The organism is Paraburkholderia sp. A1RI_3L, assembly GCF_048957895.1.
Classification (GTDB): Bacteria; Pseudomonadota; Gammaproteobacteria; order Burkholderiales; family Burkholderiaceae; genus Paraburkholderia; species Paraburkholderia kururiensis.
Map to the genome: position 1 here is coordinate 1,099,194 of NZ_JARCHA010000001.1, position 16,764 is coordinate 1,115,957.

The 16,764-nt window shown below is 65.1% G+C and carries 13 protein-coding genes; 9 read left to right on the forward strand and 4 right to left on the reverse strand.

Annotated features, from left to right (window positions below; translation table 11 throughout):
- Nucleotides 1-6: 6 nt before the first annotated feature.
- From PXJ20_RS05150 to PXJ20_RS05165, 4 genes are all read left to right on the forward strand, one after another.
- The gene (locus PXJ20_RS05150) at nt 7-3,219 is read left to right on the forward strand and encodes an efflux RND transporter permease subunit (RefSeq protein WP_413213081.1); all 3,213 of its coding nucleotides are present in this window, start codon (nt 7-9) and stop codon (nt 3,217-3,219) included.
- Nucleotide 3,220: 1 nt separating this feature from the next.
- Nucleotides 3,221-4,747, forward strand: coding sequence for an efflux transporter outer membrane subunit (locus PXJ20_RS05155; protein ID WP_033350235.1), 1,527 nt, complete (start codon nt 3,221-3,223; stop codon nt 4,745-4,747).
- Between the two features lie 407 nt (nt 4,748-5,154).
- A complete protein-coding gene (locus tag PXJ20_RS05160) occupies nt 5,155-5,448 on the forward strand; it encodes a hypothetical protein (protein ID WP_421030311.1) in 294 nt (97 codons plus the stop codon).
- A 2-nt stretch (nt 5,449-5,450) separates the two neighbouring features.
- Nucleotides 5,451-5,975 (forward strand): helix-turn-helix transcriptional regulator, encoded by a 525-nt coding sequence (locus PXJ20_RS05165; RefSeq protein ID WP_421030312.1) that lies wholly within the window; start codon nt 5,451-5,453, stop codon nt 5,973-5,975.
- 14 nt (nt 5,976-5,989) lie between these two features.
- Here the strand turns inward: PXJ20_RS05165 and PXJ20_RS05170 are convergent, their stop codons facing one another.
- Nucleotides 5,990-7,363 carry a nucleobase:cation symporter-2 family protein gene (locus tag PXJ20_RS05170; protein ID WP_413213083.1) on the reverse strand — a complete coding sequence of 458 codons (1,374 nt, stop codon included), beginning with the start codon at nt 7,361-7,363 and terminating at the stop codon, nt 5,990-5,992.
- A 430-nt stretch (nt 7,364-7,793) separates the two neighbouring features.
- On the opposite strand from PXJ20_RS05170, the gene PXJ20_RS05175 reads away from it, so the two are divergent.
- The 3 genes from PXJ20_RS05175 to fghA all read left to right on the forward strand — a co-directional run bounded on the left by PXJ20_RS05175 (nt 7,794) and on the right by fghA (nt 11,297).
- Nucleotides 7,794-9,236, forward strand: a complete 1,443-nt coding sequence (locus PXJ20_RS05175; RefSeq protein WP_421030313.1) for a xylulokinase — start codon at nt 7,794-7,796, stop codon at nt 9,234-9,236.
- Between the two features lie 87 nt (nt 9,237-9,323).
- Nucleotides 9,324-10,430, forward strand: a complete 1,107-nt coding sequence (locus PXJ20_RS05180) for an S-(hydroxymethyl)glutathione dehydrogenase/class III alcohol dehydrogenase (RefSeq protein ID WP_413213085.1) — start codon at nt 9,324-9,326, stop codon at nt 10,428-10,430.
- A gap of 12 nt (nt 10,431-10,442) precedes the next feature.
- Nucleotides 10,443-11,297 (forward strand): S-formylglutathione hydrolase, encoded by an 855-nt coding sequence (gene fghA, locus PXJ20_RS05185; protein WP_421030314.1) that lies wholly within the window; start codon nt 10,443-10,445, stop codon nt 11,295-11,297.
- Nucleotides 11,298-11,380: 83 nt separating this feature from the next.
- Here fghA and PXJ20_RS05190 read toward each other — a convergent pair whose 3' ends face one another.
- The 3 genes from PXJ20_RS05190 to PXJ20_RS05200 form a co-directional block, all read right to left on the reverse strand.
- Nucleotides 11,381-12,163 (reverse strand): metal ABC transporter permease, encoded by a 783-nt coding sequence (locus tag PXJ20_RS05190; RefSeq protein WP_026121045.1) that lies wholly within the window; start codon nt 12,161-12,163, stop codon nt 11,381-11,383.
- On the reverse strand, nt 12,156-13,097 hold the full coding sequence (locus tag PXJ20_RS05195) for an ABC transporter ATP-binding protein (RefSeq protein ID WP_421030315.1): 942 nt from the start codon (nt 13,095-13,097) through the stop codon (nt 12,156-12,158). The genes PXJ20_RS05190 and PXJ20_RS05195 overlap by 8 nt, the downstream gene beginning before the upstream one ends.
- Nucleotides 13,098-13,177: 80 nt before the next feature.
- Nucleotides 13,178-14,104: a metal ABC transporter solute-binding protein gene (locus PXJ20_RS05200; RefSeq protein ID WP_421030316.1), complete on the reverse strand. Its 927-nt coding sequence runs from the start codon at nt 14,102-14,104 to the stop codon at nt 13,178-13,180.
- 323 nt (nt 14,105-14,427) lie between these two features.
- Between PXJ20_RS05200 and PXJ20_RS05205 the strand changes: the two genes are divergently transcribed.
- Both PXJ20_RS05205 and PXJ20_RS05210 read left to right on the forward strand, forming a co-directional pair.
- Entirely contained in the window at nt 14,428-15,210 is a 783-nt protein-coding gene (locus tag PXJ20_RS05205) for an L-iditol 2-dehydrogenase (protein ID WP_421030317.1), read from the forward strand.
- Between the two features lie 137 nt (nt 15,211-15,347).
- Nucleotides 15,348-16,673, forward strand: coding sequence for an ABC transporter substrate-binding protein (locus PXJ20_RS05210; protein WP_126876771.1), 1,326 nt, complete (start codon nt 15,348-15,350; stop codon nt 16,671-16,673).
- The last annotated feature ends 91 nt before the right edge of the window (nt 16,674-16,764 follow it).

Consider the following 16,764-nt stretch of genomic DNA (forward strand, 5'->3'; position numbering starts at 1 on the left):
TGCTTCATGGCAAAGTTCTTTATCGATCGCCCGATCTTCGCGTGGGTGATCGCCATCATCTTGATGCTCGCCGGCATCGCGTCGATCTTCACCTTGCCGGTGGCGCAATATCCGACCATTGCGCCGCCCGCGGTCCAGATCAGCGCGAGCTATCCGGGCGCCTCGGCGGACACGGTGCAAAACACCGTCACGCAGGTGATCGAGCAGCAGATGAGCGGTCTCGACCACCTGCTGTATCTGTCCTCCACGTCCGACGACTCCGGCACGGCCACCATCACGCTCACGTTCGCCGCGGGTACCAACCCCGACATCGCGCAGGTGCAGGTGCAGAACAAGCTGCAGCTCGCCACGCCGCTTCTGCCGCAGGTCGTGCAGCAGCTCGGCACGAAGGTGACGAAGTCGAGCAGCAGCTTCCTGCTCGTGCTCGCCTTCAACTCCGAAAACGGCAGCATGAGCCGCTACGACCTGGCGAACTACGTCGCGTCGAACGTCCAGGACCCGATCAGCCGGATCGACGGCGTGGGCACGGTGACGCTGTTCGGCTCGCAGTACGCCATGCGCATCTGGCTCGACCCGAACAAGCTGACGAACTACAGCCTGACGCCCGTCGATGTGTCGAACGCCATTTCGGCGCAGAACGTACAGGTGTCCGCCGGTCAGCTGGGCGGCACGCCTGCGGTGCCGGGCCAGGCGCTGCAGGCCACCATCACTGAAGCGACGCTGCTGCGCACGCCCGAGCAGTTCGGCAACATCCTGCTGAAGGTGAATCAGGACGGCTCCCAGGTGCGGCTGAAGGACGTGGCGCGCATCGAGCTGGGCGGCGAAACCTACAACTTCGACACGAAGTACAACGGTCAGCCTACGGCCGGCTTCGGTATCCAGCTCGCCACGGGCGCGAACGCGCTGCAGACGGCCAAGCTCGTGCGCCAGAAGGTCGACGAGCTGTCGAAGTACTTCCCGCCGGGCCTCGTCGTGAAGTATCCGTACGACACGACGCCGTTCGTGCGGCTTTCGATCGAGGAAGTGGTGAAGACGCTGCTGGAAGGTATCGTCCTCGTGTTCCTCGTGATGTACCTGTTCCTGCAGAACCTGCGCGCCACGCTCATTCCGACCATCGCGGTGCCGGTCGTGCTCCTGGGCACGTTCGCGATCATGGCGCTGGTGGGTTTCTCCATCAACACGCTGTCGATGTTCGGCCTCGTGCTCGCCATCGGTCTGCTGGTGGACGATGCGATCGTGGTGGTGGAGAACGTGGAGCGCGTGATGGCCGAAGAAGGGCTCTCACCGCGCGAAGCGACGCGCAAGGCAATGGACCAGATCACCGGCGCGCTGGTGGGCGTGGCGCTCGTGCTTTCGGCCGTGTTCGTGCCGGTGGCATTCTCGGGCGGTTCGGTGGGCGCCATCTACCGGCAGTTCTCGCTCACGATCGTGGCGGCCATGGTGCTCTCCGTGCTGGTCGCGCTGATCCTGACCCCGGCGCTCTGCGCAACGATCCTCAAGCCGATTCCGAAGGGCCACCACGAAGAGAAGAAGGGCTTCTTCGGCTGGTTCAACCGCACCTTCGACAAGAGCCGCGAGAAGTACCACACGGGCGTGCACCACGTGATCAAGCGCTCGGGCCGCTGGCTCGTGATCTATCTGGTGGTGATCGTGGCGGTGGGGCTGCTGTTCGTGCGCCTGCCCAAGTCGTTCCTGCCCGACGAGGATCAGGGCTCGATGTTCGTGCTCGTGCAGACGCCGTCCGGCTCGACGCAGGAAACCACGGCGCGCACGCTGGCGAACATCTCGAACTACCTGCTCACGGACGAGAAGAGCATCGTCGAAGCCGTGTTTACGGTGAACGGCTTCAGCTTCGCGGGCCGTGGCCAGAACTCGGGCCTCGTGTTCGTGCGGATGAAGGACTACTCCGAGCGGCAGCACGCCGACCAGAAGGTGCAGGCGCTCGTGGGCCGCATGTTCGCGCGCTATGCGGGTTACAAGGATGCGATGGTGATTCCGGTGAATCCGCCGTCCATTCCGGAACTCGGTACGGCCTCGGGCTTCGACTTCGAACTGCAGGATCGCGGCGGCCTCGGGCACACGGCGCTCATGGCGGCTCGCAACCAGTTGCTCGGTATGGCCGCGAAGGACCCGAACCTCGCGCTCGTGCGTCCGAACGGCCTGAACGACACGCCACAGTTCAAGGTGGACATCGACCGTGAAAAGGCGCTGGCGCTGGGCGTATCGGCATCCACAGTCGACCAGACGTTCTCGATTGCGTGGGCGTCGCAGTACGTGAACAACTTCCTCGATACGGACAACCGGATCAAGAAGGTCTACGTGCAAAGCGATGCGCCGTTCCGCATGACGCCGGGCGACCTGAACATCTGGTACGTGCGCAATGGCTCGGGCGGGATGGTGCCGTTCAGCTCCTTCGCCACCGGCCACTGGACCTACGGCTCGCCGAAGCTCGAACGCTATAACGGCATTTCGTCCGTCGAAATCCAGGGCGCGGCGGGGCCGGGCAAGAGTACCGGCCAGGCCATGCAGGCCATGCAGCAGATCGCGGCGAAGCTGCCCGCGGGTATCGGCTACGAGTGGACCGGCTTGTCGTTCCAGGAAATCCAGTCCGGCTCGCAAGCGCCTATCCTTTACGGTATCTCGATCCTCGTGGTGTTCCTGTGTCTCGCGGCGCTCTATGAGAGCTGGTCGATTCCGTTCGCGGTGATCATGGTGGTGCCGCTCGGTGTGCTCGGTGCGCTGCTCGCGGTGACATTGCGCGGCCTCGAGAACGACGTGTTCTTCCAGGTGGGTCTGCTCACCACCGTGGGTCTGTCGGCCAAGAACGCGATTCTGATCGTGGAGTTCGCACGCGAGCTGCAGCAGGGTGAAGGCATGGGACCGATCGAGGCGGCGCTGGAAGCCGCGCGGCTGCGGCTGCGTCCTATCCTGATGACGTCGCTTGCGTTCATTCTCGGCGTGCTGCCGCTTGCCATCAGTAACGGCGCGGGTTCGGCGAGCCAGCACGCAATTGGTACCGGCGTGATCGGCGGGATGCTGACGGCGACGTTCCTCGCCATCTTCATGATCCCGATGTTCTTCGTGGTGATCCGCGCGCGGTTCGCCGGCGAGAAGGAAGATCCGGACGAGGCGCTCGCCCATTACGACGAGCATCACCCGCACGGCCCGCAAGGCGGTAGCGGCAACGATGGCAACGGTTCGGGCAAGGAAGGACACTGAGATGCATAAACACGCTTTGATTGCAGCGGCGGTCGCCTTGCTTGCCGCCGGCTGCACGATGGCGCCGAGGTACGAACGGCCAGCGGCGCCCGTGGCGTCGTCGTTCCCGACCGGCGGCGTCTACGAGACCCAGCCGGGCATGAGCGGCACGTCGACGAACGGGCGCAGCGCGAGCGGCGCTACGGCCACGGACATCGGCTGGCGCGACTTCTTCGTCGATCCGCGTCTGCAGCGGCTCGTGGAAATCGCGCTCAAGAACAACCGGGACCTGCGGGTCTCGGTGCTCAACATCGACGCCGCACGGGCGCAGTATCAGATCACGCGCGCAGACCTGTTCCCCGCCATCAACGGCGTGGCAACCGACTCGCGCACCCGTGTGCCCAGTGCGTTGCAGACCGGTCCCTCGAATCCGTACAGCGTCTATAACGTCGGGTTGTCGGCGTCGTGGGAAATCGACTTCTGGGGGCGCATCCGCAGCCTGAAGGACCAGGCGCTTGCGCAATACCTGTCCACGGCGCAGGCGCGCAAGGCAGCGGAAATTTCGCTCGTGTCGCAGGTGGCGGACCAGTACCTCACCATGCTCGCCGACGACGACCTGCTTCAGGTGACCCAGTCCACGCTCAAGACGGCGCAGGACTCGTACAACCTGACGAAGGTGCAGTTCGAAAACGGCACGGGTACGGAACTCGATCTGCGTCAGGCCGAGAGCGTGCTCGAGACGGCGAAGGCCAATCTGCAGGCTCAGGAGCGTGCTCGTGCGCAAGCGGAGAACGCGCTTGTTCTGCTGATCGGGGAGCCGTTGCCAGGCGATCTGCCGCAAGGCTTGCCGCTTGGCGCGCAGAACCTGCTGACCGACATTCCGGCCGGTTTGCCGTCGGACCTGCTCACGCGGCGTCCCGACATCATGGAAGCGGAGGAAACGCTGCTCGCCGCGAACGCGAACATCGGCGCGGCGCGGGCCGCGTTCTTTCCGAAGATCTCGCTCACGAGCACGTTCGGTACCGAGAGCCTGACGCTGGGCGGACTCTTCAAGGCGGGCACTGCAGCCTGGACGTTCGTGCCGCAGGTCACGCTGCCGATCTTCCAGGGCGGTGCGAACGTGGCGAACCTGAACCTCGCGAACGTGCAGAAGCGCATCGAGATTGCGAACTACGAGAAGGCGATCCAGTCGGCGTTCCGCGAAGTGGCCGACGGGCTCGCTGCGCGCGGCACCTACGATCAGCAGATCGCCGCACTCGAGCGCAACACGTTTGCCAACCAGCGTCGGCTGGATCTGTCCGATCTGCGTTACCGCAACGGCGTGGACAGCTACCTGACGGTGCTGACGGCGCAAACGGACCTGTACTCGTCGCAGCAATCGCTGATCTCGGCACGGCTTGCACGGTGGACGAATCTCGTGGATCTGTATCGTGCGCTGGGCGGCGGCTGGATCGAACGGGCAGGAGAGCCGCCGCGTCCGGCAGACGCACCGGTCGACTACGGCGCGGCGAGCGCGCCCGTGGCGGCTTCGTCCGCGTCGGCGGGATGAGGTGCCGCGCCACGTGCGGCGATCGGGATACGTGACGTAGTGCGTCGTGCGAGAGCGGGAAATCCGCGGTCGCGCATGACGGGTTGAAGACCTCGCAGGTTGAGGTGGATAGACAAAGAGACAAAAGCCCTCGTTGGTCAAAATGACTGGCGAGGGCTTTTTCTTTTGGGTCGATGGGGTCGCCGAGTATTGGGCTTCGCTCCAGATCTCGCTTGGGCCCCTCGTCCGGATGGCCAAACTTGATTGGCAGTCCATCATTTTGGTGTCTGTAGCGGCTAGCATCTCCTTTAGCCGGATCGATGTGCGGGGCGTGTAGTGAGTGGTGAGCATACCTGCGCAAAACGTCCGGTTCGATCACAGTTGTCAGTTGACAACGAGTAATAATCACTGGAGAATTGAGGCCGTTGATGGTTCGTGGAACACACTCGAAAAAGGACGTAGAAGAGGCGCTGGCCTACGCGGAAGAACAGGGCTGGCGTGTGCAAAGTGGCGGCAAGGGGCATGCGTGGGGCAGGTTGTACTGTCCGTATAACGACGCTGAATGCCGTTGCGGCGAATTTTGCATCACGAGTATCTGGAGCACGCCGAAGAATCCGGGCAATCATGCGAAGCACTTGCGGCGGGTCGTCGACAATTGCACGACGCACCGTCAAAAGCGTGAGGCGAAGGAAGTGGACACGTGCGGCACAAAGCAGGAGTAAAGATGGAATACGTTTTCACGCTGAAGTATCGGCTGGCTGCGCAAGATTTCGATTACGACGAGATCGTCGAGCGGCTTGGCGAAGCAGGCTGCGACGACGCAACGGTTGGCATCGGGCAACCGGGTCGCATCGCGTTGCTGTTTACGCGCGAAGCGAAGAGCGCGCGCGAGGCGTTGGTGAGCGCGCTGGAAGACGTGAAGCGCGCCATTCCCACAGCGCGTCTCATCGAGGCGGCACCCGACTTCGTCGGGCTCACCGACGTTGCGGAAGTGGCGGGCGTATCTCGTCAGAACATGCGCAAGCTCATGGTCGGTCACGCACACAATTTTCCGATGCCGGTTCACGAAGGCAGCGCCTCGGTGTGGCATCTCGCGGACGTGCTGGGCTGGCTGTATAACCGCGGCGGCTACGACATCAAGCCCGAGGTGCTGGAAGTGGCGGAGCTGGCCAAGCAGATCAATCTGGCGAGAGACGCACGCGATCTCAAGCCGCAGATGACCCGGGCGTTGGCGCAGCTCGTAGGGTAGCGGTACGCAGGCAGTCAATGCACGTCGGCGGCGCGTCCGTCGAAGTCGTGTCCCGAGCGTCGAATTTCGCACTGCGCTGCTTTTTCACTTTTCACGCCGTTGAACACGAGATTGAGCAGCACTGCGGAAAGCGACGCGAGCAGAATGCCGCTGTGCAAGATGGGCGAGAGCGCAGGCGGCAGCTTCGAGAAGAAGTGGGGCGACACGACCGGCACGAGCCCGAGGCCCACGCTCACGGCCACGATGAAGAGATTGTGGTGGTTCTTCACGAAGTCGACCTTCGCGAGCACCTTGATGCCGTTAGCCGCCACCATGCCGAACATTACGATGCCGGCGCCGCCCAGCACGAACGCCGGCACGGAAGCCACAACCTGCGCCATCTTCGGGAACAGCCCGAGCAGCACCAGAATCACACCGCCGGTCGCGCAGACGAAGCGGCTCTTCACGCCGGTTACACCAATCAGCCCGACGTTTTGCGAGAACGATGTGTGCGGGAACGAGTTGAAGATGCCGCCTATCAGTGTGCCGAGTCCATCTACGCGCAGTCCTCGCACCAGCGTTGCCTGATCGACGGGACGGTCCACCATGTCGCCGACCGCGAGGAACATGCCGGTCGACTCGATGAACGTGACGAACATCACCGTCACCATCGTCGCGATAGAGAGCGGATCGAAGTGCGGCAGCCCGAAGTGGAACGGCATGACGAAGCCGACCCACGGCGCGCTCGTCACGCCGGCCATGTTCACGCGTCCCAGCAGTGCGGCGATCACGAAGCCGGCCACCATGCCAAGCAGCACCGAGATGTTGGCCACAAAGCCTTTGCCGAACCGGTTGATCAGCAGAATCAGCATCAGCACTACGAGCGACAGACCGAGATAGACCGGATTGCCATAGTCCGGATTACCGACGCCGCCCGCGGCCCAGTTGATGCCCACTTCCATCAGCGAAAGCCCGATCACGGCAATCACGGTGCCCACCACCACGGGCGGGAAGAACCGCAGCAGCTTGCCGATCATGGGCGCAAGCAGAATGCCGATCACGCCCGCCGCGATGGTCGAGCCGAAGATGTCGAGAATGCCCAGCGATGGATTCGTGCCGATCGCGATCATGGGGCCCACGGCCGCGAACGTGCAGCCCATGATGACGGGCAGGCGAATGCCGAAGATCCACACGCCGAGTGTCTGGATCAAGGTGGCGATACCGCACGAAAACAGGTCGGCGCTGATGAGAAACGCGACCTGGTCTTTCGGCAACTTGAGCGCGCTGCCAACGATGAGCGGCACAGCAACGGCGCCCGCATACATGACAAGCACATGCTGAATGCCGAGCGTGAGCAACTGGCCGGCCGGCAGTCGCTCGTCGCAGGGATGGACGGTGTTCGGGGGCATCGCGGCTGTCTCCACATCTCGTTGGGAATGACCTCCACGGTATGCCGGACGAAAAGGCCCAACAAGACTGCTCGTTTCTATTCCCCGCCTCCGGGTGACGATATGGCACCGCGCGGCGGGCGAGCGCGAGAGATCTGCGCGCACCGGTAGGCAGCGCCCGGGTGCCGCCATGACGTCTCGGCAAGGTCCAAGGCGCCGGCACGCCGTATGATCCGCGCCCACGCGCGTGCAGTGCCCGTTATGATCTCTATTCCGCGCGCCATATGGGTGGTCCCGGGTGGTCCCGGACGGTCCCGCACGGTCGTCCGTCTGGTCCGTCGATCTTCTGCACGCAAGTGGCCGCCGTGCCTCGCGCTCCGGCTTGCGAATCTCGTCACGCGGCCCTTGCCGGGTGGTTATCATCGTCGTCATTTTTCTTCACGGAGCGTTCATGAGCCTGCCCGTTGCGCGCTTTCTCGGCATCGATCTGGGCACCGGCTCGCTGAAGCTCGCGATCATCGATGCCGAAGGTCGCGAGCGTGCCGCGTCCAGCGTGGCCTATGGCATCGAGACGCCGCACCCGGGCTGGGCCGAGATCTCCGTGGACACGTGGTGGCGCGCGTTGTGCGAGGCCGCCGGCAAGCTGCCCGCCGACGAGCGTGCTGCCGTGTGTGCCATCGGTTTCTCGGGGCAGATGCACGGCGTAGTGTTGACCGATGACGAGGGCCGCGCCGTGCGTCCCGCCATGCTCTGGCCCGACACGCGCGCGCTCGCCCTGCTCGATGCATGGCCCGATCCGCAGCCGAACCCTGTCGCCCCTGGCATGGCGGGGCCGCTGCTGCGCTGGATCGCGCTCAACGATCCGCATGCATTGCGTGCCGCGCGCTGGGCACTGCAACCGAAAGACTGGCTGCGCGTCGCGCTGGGCGGCGTGATAGCGGCCGACCCTTCGGACGCTTGCGCCACCGCGCTTGCCGACGCCGGCGGCACATGGAACCTCGACCTGCTCGACACGCTCGGATTGCCGCGTCGATGGTTCGCGGCGTTGTCGCCGTCGTATGCCGCGGGCGGCACGCTCGCCGACGAAGCCGCACGCCAGCTCGGGCTGACGCCTGGCATCGCACTCGCCATCGGCGCGGCCGACACCCCGTGCGCCGCGCTCGGCAGCGGACTCGCGAACGACGGCGATGCGTTGCTCACCACGGGCACGGGCGGCCAGATCGTGGTGCTGTCGACACGCGAGCCCGCGAAGGTGCGCGGCCTGCATGCCTACCGTGCCGCGACGGACCACTGGTACCGGATGGCTGCGATGCAAAACGTGGGCGTGGCGCTGGAAGCTGTGCGCGGCTGGCTCGCGTACGAGTGGCAAGACGCCTATCGCGACGCCTTCGCGGTAGACGCCGCGCGAGGCCTCACCTTCTTGCCCTATCTGACCGGCGAACGTTCGCCGTGGCTCGACCCCGCGGCACGCGGCGGCTGGCTGGGCCTCGCGCTCGGACACACGCGCGGCACGATGATGCGCGCGGCCTTCGAGGGCGTTGCATTTGCGCTGCGAGCGGGCCTCGACGCGATTCGCGCGAGCGGTGCCGAGGTGCCGTCGCTCAGGCTCGCGGGCGGCGGATCGGTGGATGCGCGCTGGCGCCAGCTGCTCGCCGACGCATTGCAGGCCGAACTCCATGCCGTGGACAGTCCGAACGCCGCGGCGCGCGGCGCGGCGATGCTGGGAGGCGTCGCGTGTGGCCATTGGTCCGCAGCCGACCTGCCGGCACTTGCGCCGGCGGCAACACGGGTGGCCACACCGAGCGGCGACGTCGGGCTGGAAGAACGCCATGCCCGCTTCGTCGATCTGTACGGACGGGTGAAAGGCTGGTTCGATGGCGCAGGGCCGTCATGAAGCAGCAAGAAAGAATGCAGCCTGGCGCGTAAGGTCACACGCACGCCAGGCACTCACGAACTCAACGACTCAAAGGAGCGAAACACAATGAAGACGAAAGCAGCCGTTGCATGGAAGGCGGGCGCCCCGCTGACGATCGAAGAAGTCGACCTCGAAGGCCCGCGTGCGGGCGAGGTGCTGATCGAGGTGAAGGCCACCGGTATCTGTCACACCGACTACTACACGCTCTCGGGCGCCGACCCCGAAGGGCTTTTCCCCGCGATTCTCGGTCACGAAGGCGCGGGCATTGTCGTGGACGTGGGGCCTGGCGTCGGCACGCTGAAGAAGGGCGACCACGTGATTCCGCTCTACACGCCCGAATGCCGTCAGTGCAAGTTTTGCCTCTCGCGCAAGACGAACCTGTGCCAGGCCATTCGCGCCACGCAGGGCAAGGGCTTGATGCCCGACGCGACCTCGCGCTTCTCGCTCGGCGGCAAGCCCCTCTTTCACTACATGGGTACCTCGACGTTCTCGAACTACATCGTCGTGCCCGAGATCGCGGTGGCGAAGATCCGCGAAGACGCACCGTTCGACAAGGTCTGCTATATCGGCTGCGGCGTGACCACGGGCGTGGGCGCGGTGGTCTATTCGGCGAAGGTCGAGGCGGGCGCGAACGTCGTCGTGTTCGGGCTGGGCGGCATTGGCCTCAACGTGATCCAGGGCGCGAAGATGGTGGGCGCGGACAAGATCATCGGTGTCGACATCAACCCGAAGCGCGTGGAACTCGCGAAGAAGTTCGGCATGACGCACTTCGTGAATCCGAACGAAGTGGCGAACGTGGTCGATCACATCGTGCAACTCACCGACGGCGGCGCCGACTACTCGTTCGAGTGCGTGGGCAACGTGAAGCTGATGCGCGAGGCGCTGGAATGCACGCACAAGGGCTGGGGGCAGTCGTTCATCATCGGCGTGGCGGCGGCGGGCGAGGAAATCAGCACGCGTCCGTTCCAGCTCGTGACGGGCCGCCAGTGGAAGGGCTCGGCGTTCGGCGGCGCGCGCGGCCGCACGGACGTGCCGAAGATCGTCGACTGGTACATGGAAGGCAAGCTCAACATCGACGACCTCATCACGCACACGCTGCCGCTCGAGAAGATCAACGAAGGCTTCGATCTGATGAAGCGGGGCGAGTCGATCCGTTCAGTGGTGCTGTACTGACAGGAGCACGCGATGCTGGAACTCGTTGAAACGCACGGCTGCCACGGCGGCGTGCAGCGCATCTACCGTCACGCGTCCGCGGCCATCGGGCTGCCGATGCGCTTCTCGGTCTACCTGCCGCCGCAGGCGTTGCAGGCGGGCGCGCCGCGCGTGCCGGCGCTGTTCTATCTGGCCGGGCTCACCTGCACGGAAGAAACTTTTCCGATCAAGGCCGGCGCGCAGCGCGTCGCGGCGCAGCACGGCATCGTGCTGATCGCGCCGGACACGAGTCCGCGCGGCGCCGGTGTGCCCGGCGAGACCGATTCGTGGGACTTCGGCGTGGGCGCGGGCTTCTACGTGGATGCCACGCGCGAGCCGTGGGCGAAGCACTATCGCATGTACTCGTACGTGCGCGACGAGTTGCGGCAGACCGTGCTGGCCGAGTTGCCCGTGGATGGCGCGCGGCTTGGCATCTTCGGGCATTCCATGGGCGGGCACGGTGCGCTGATGCTGGCGTTGCGCAATCCGGAGATCTATCGGTCGGTATCGGCGTTCGCGCCCATTGCCGCGCCCATGCGCTGCCCGTGGGGCGAGAAGGCGTTCGGCGGCTACCTGGGCGACGACCGCGAGGTGTGGCGCGACTACGACGCGAGCGAACTCGTAACGAAGCTGGGCGCGCGGTTTAGCGAGGGCATTCTGGTCGATCAGGGGCTCGACGATCAGTTCCTTGCGAACCAGCTCAATCCCGACGTGTTCGAGGCCGCGTGCAAGCAGGCGGGGCAGCCGCTCACGCTGCGCCGTCACGCGGGCTATGACCACGGGTACTTCTTCATCTCGACGTTCATCAAAGACCATCTGGCGCATCACGCCAAGGCGCTCTGTCGTTGAAGGTTGCTGAGGGGCCCCGCTCAGGGCTAAGGGAGCGCGCGGCTTTCACGCCGCGCGCTTCCGCATATGACGGCGTCTGACTTCTAGCGCCTGCGCAACAGGCTCGCACCGTAGACCGCCGCCGCAAGCGCGGTGATCCAGAAGCTCGTGGGCCAGTCGGTATAGAAGGCGAGCGTCACGCCCAGCCACGCCTGGGCGAGCGCGAACAGCGCGGCGAGCGCAAGCCCGGTGGAAAGCCGCGTCGTGAGGTTTTGCGCCGCGGCAGCCGGGCCCACCATCAGCGTGAACACGAGCAGCACGCCCACGATCTGCGTGCACGCGGCCACGGCGAGCGCCGTCACGGCGAGAAACAGCGTCGAGACGAGTCGCAGCGATACGCCCTTCGCCTCCGCAAGCTCAGGCTGGAGCGAGGCAAACAGCAAGGGCCGCGCGATGGCCGCCAGCGCGGCAAGGCTCACCACGGCGAGCGCCGCCAGCACGACGAGCGTCGGTCCGCTCACGCCCAGCACGTTGCCGAACAGCAGCGCTGTCACTTGCGTTGCGTACTGCGTGAAGAAGTGCAGGAACAGCAGCCCGAAGCCCAGTGCGAGCGAGAGCGTGACGCCGATCGCGACGTCGCGGCCGGCCAGCCGTTCGCCGAGCGCGCCCATGCACATGCCCGCTGCGAACGTGAAGCCCACCATGCCCCAGAGCGGCGAGATGCCGAGCAGCACCGCGCCCGTCGCACCAGTGAAGCCGACGTGCGAGAGCGCGTGACCCGCGAACGTCTGGCCTCGCAGCACGAGGAAGTAGCCGACCACGCCCGCCAGCACCGCGACAATCCCCGACGCCGCGAAGGCGTTCACCATGAAGTCGTATTCAAACATCGTGCGTGTGATCGTGTGGATGGCTGCCGTGACCATGATCGTGCCCGTGATCGTGGCGGTGGCTTTCGTGGCCCGGCGCATGTTCGTGCTCGTCTTCGTGGCCGTGGTCGTGTTTTTCGATTTCGACGTCGCCGGACATCACGAAGATGCGGCCCTTCACGCGCATCACGTCGATGGGCGAACCGTAGAGCCGCGTGAGCACGGGCGCGGTGATGACTTCATCGACGGTGCCGAGCGCCGCCACGCTGTTGCCGAGATACAGCACGCGGTCGAGCGCATTCAGTAGCGGGTTGAGTTCATGCGCCGAAAACAGCACCGCGATGCCGAGTTCGCGCTGCACCTCGCGTACGAGTTCGACGACGCTGCGCTGGTGATGTGGATCGAGGCTGATGAGCGGTTCGTCGAGCAGCAGCAGTTGCGGTTTGCCGAGCAGACATTGCGCGAGCAGCAGGCGCTGCCGCTCGCCACCGGATAGCTCGAAGAGCGGACGCTTCGCCAGCGAGCGGGCGCCCACGAGTTCGAGCACGCGGTCGACGTCGGCGCGCGTGGCGGCATCCGTATGAGGCAGGCCCCAGCGGTGACCGTCCGCGGCCATTGCGACGAATTCGCGGCCGCGAATGCGCCGGCCCGCAAGCGCGCTGCGCGTCTGCGGCATATAGCCGATCGACGCGTTGCCGCGCATCACCGGCTCGCCCAGTACGCGAATCGTGCCTTGCGCCGCGGGCACGAGACCGAGCACGGCGCGCATCAACGTGGTCTTGCCGGCGCCGTTCGACCCCAGCACGCCAATGAACTCGCCCTGGTTCACGGTGAAGCTCGTGTCGCGCAGAATGACGCGCCCACCCAGCTCGATGGTGACGCGATCGAGTTCGAGCACGGGCGCAATGGCCGGATCGCGAGCGCTTTCGGATGGCGCGCGGCCAGTCACGTTCATGTATGGGTTCCCTTTGCTACTGCCTGGTGCTGCTTTGCTGCATTGGCTGCCGGCTGCTGACCGTTGCGGGCTACCGCGAGCTACTTTGCCGCGGCGCCCGAGGCCAGCGCCTTGTCGAGCGCGGTCAGCTGCGCCAGCATCCACTGCTGGAACGTCATGCCGGCCGGCTCCGTTTCGGTGACGCTCACGCTCGGCACGTGTGAATCCTGCGCGAGTTTCAGCATGCGTTTCGTGAGCGCCTCGGTGGCCTGACTGTTATAGATCAGCACCCGGACTTGCCGCTCGCGCAGATCGCGTTCGAAGGCGGCAATGTCCGAGGGGCTCGCTTCCGTGTCGTTCATCGTGGCGAGCTGGAAGCGCTGGTTGCGCATTGCAAGCCCGATCGCGTCGGACATATAGCCGAACACCGGCTCCGTGGCCGTCACCGGCTGGCCCGCGTAGCGCGCGTGCATGGCCGCGACCTTGTCGTTGATGCCCTTCAGCGACCCGAGAAACGTTGCAAGGTTGGCATCGTACACGTTCTTGTGCGAGGGGTCTGCGGCCGAGAGCGCCGAGCCGATGGCGCGCGCCACGGCCGGCATCGTCGCCGGGTCGTACCAGAGGTGCGGATTGTCGCCGGCCTTCTTGCCGACGAGATCGGCGGCCACGATCGTCGCCCGCTTGCTGTTCTTCGACACGGCGAGGAGCTTCGTCATCCACGGGTCGTAGTCGGCGCCGTTGTAGACCACGATGCTGGCCTGCTGGAGCGCGCGCGCCGTCTTCGGGCTGGCCTCGAAGAGATGCGGATCCTGGTCCGGATTCGAGAGGATGCTGGTCACGTCCACGTAGCGGCCACCGATCTGCCGCACCACGTCGCCGTAGAAGTTTTCCGCTGCCACGACGGGCACTTTGCTTTCCTGCGCGAGCGCCGCATGGCTCAGGGCAAGGGCCGCGGCGCTGGCCGCGAGGAGGGCGGGCAGGCGCATGCTGCGACGCAGCAGATTCCACAGCGAGTGGGCTGTCTTCATGGTTGTTCCCGGGCTTCGAGGTTGAGGAAGGATTGCGTTCGCTACGGCGTTCCCGCCGCGCCGTGGCGTTGCATTCGCCGTTTTCCGGCATGGGCTCGTGACGGCGCGCGACACGAAATCGGGATGATATAACGTATCACTGTCTTTCGGCACCTCTGCCGTACAGCCATGTCTCGGACCTTGCGCGCTGCACCATCGAAATGTCACGTCGCGCCTTGACATGATCCGACTCGTATCCGATCATTCGACCACAAACAGAGCAATTGTTCGCGTGATGGGCGTTCGCTCGCTGCGTGGACGGCAGAACGATCAGGAGACAGCGAGTGGCAGCGCGATTGCAGGACAAGGTTGCGATTCTGACCGGCGCAGCAAGCGGCATCGGCGAAGCGGTGGCCCGGCGCTATCTGGAAGAAGGTGCGCGTTGCGCGCTCGTGGACCTGAAGCCGGCCGAAGGCATCGCCCCCCAGCTTGCCCGCGAGTACGGCGACCGCTTGCTCCCCCTTCATGCAGACGTCACGCGGCGCGAAGATATTGAGCGCATCGTTGCCGCCACCGTGGCGCGCTTCGGCCGCATCGACGTGCTCTTCAACAACGCGGCGCTCTTCGACATGCGGCCGCTGCTCGACGAATCCTGGGACATCTTCGACAAGCTCTTCGCCGTCAACGTGAAGGGCCTGTTCTTCCTCATGCAGGCCGTGGCGCGCCAGATGGTGAGCCAGGGCGACGGCGGCAAGATCATCAATATGTCGTCGCAGGCCGGGCGCCGCGGCGAGGCGCTGGTCTCGCACTACTGCGCGACCAAGGCCGCTGTCATCAGCTACACGCAGTCCGCGGCGCTTGCGCTTGCGCCGCACAGAATCAACGTGAACGGCATTGCGCCGGGCGTGGTCGATACCCCGATGTGGGATCAGGTCGATGCGCTCTTCGCCCGCTACGAGAACCGTCCCGTGGGCGAGAAGAAGCGGCTCGTGGGCGAAGCCGTGCCGCTTGGCCGCATGGGGCTGCCCGGCGACCTCACGGGCGCGGCGCTGTTTCTCGCTTCCGCCGACGCCGACTACCTCACCGCCCAGACGCTGAACGTCGACGGCGGCAACTGGATGAGTTGAGTCCGAAGTCGAGGCCGAAGTCAGGTCCGAAGTTGAATCCAGATCGCGCCGCGCGCGGCCGCGGCGTCTGTTGTTCCGTCCATCAAGAAGGGCCTTGCGACGGCCCGCCATAACGCAGTCCATACAGGAGACAAGTCATGAAACGAGCCTTGAGAACCGCGCTTCGGGCGTTCGCCGTCGGCGCCGTCGGATGCGCCGCGGCCGCGAGCGCCTCTGCCGCGACGGTGACGATCGCCATGTTGAACAACCCCGACATGATCGAGCTGAAGAAGCTCTCGCCCGCGTTCGAAAAGGCGAATCCGGACATCAAGCTCAACTGGGTGATTCTCGAAGAGAACGTGCTGCGCCAGCGCGCCACCACGGACATCACGACCAACAGCGGCCAGTTCGACGTGATGATGATCGGCACCTACGAAACGCCGCAGTGGGGCAAACGCGGCTGGCTTTCGCCGATGTCGAACCTGCCCGCCGACTACGACCTCAACGACGTCGTGAAGACCGCGCGCGACGGTCTCTCGTACAACGGCACGCTCTACGCGCTGCCGTTCTACGTCGAAAGCTCCATGACGTTCTATCGCAAGGACCTGTTCGCGGCGAAGGGCCTCAAGATGCCCGACCAGCCCACCTACGACCAGATCGCCCAGTTTGCCGACAAGCTCACGGACAAGGCCAGCGGCACCTACGGCATCTGCCTGCGCGGCAAGGCCGGCTGGGGCGAGAACATGGCTTACGTCACGACGCTCGTGAACACCTTCGGCGGCCGCTGGTTCGACGAGAAGTGGAACGCGCAGCTCACCTCGCCCGAGTGGAAGAAGGCGGTGAACTTCTACGTCGACCTGCTGAAGAAGGACGGCCCCCCGGGAGCCAGCTCGAACGGCTTCAACGAAAACCTCACGCTGATGTCGTCGGGCAAGTGCGCCATGTGGATCGACGCGACCGTGGCGGCCGGCATGCTCTACAACAAGCAGCAGTCGCAGGTGGCCGACAAGATCGGCTTTGCCGCGGCGCCGGTCGAAGTCACGCCGAAGGGCTCGCACTGGCTGTGGTCGTGGGCGCTCGCCATTCCGAAGTCCTCGAAGCAGCAGGACGCGGCGAAGAAGTTCATCACGTGGGCCACGTCGAAGGGCTACATCGAGATGGTGGCCAAGGACGAGGGCTGGGCGTCGGTGCCGCCGGGTACGCGTGAATCCACCTATCAGCGCGCCGAGTACAAGCAGGCGGCGCCGTTCTCCGAGTTCGTGCTGAAGGCGATCCAGACCGCCGACCCGAATTCGCCGACCGCGCAAAAGGTGCCGTACACGGGCGTGCAATTCGTTGGCATCCCTGAGTTCCAGTCGTTCGGTACCGTGGTGGGCCAGAGCATTGCCGGTGCGCTGGCAGGCCAGATGTCGGTCGACCAGGCACTGCAGGCAGGCAACGCCACGGCGGATCGCGCCGTGCGCCAGGCCGGCTATCTGAAGTAACTTGAAGTGACTTGAAGTAACCCGCAGCAAGCGTTCCGGCAGCGGCGCAATCGTACTTGGCATGTTGCGTCGCAGCCGGAACCCGTAGCAC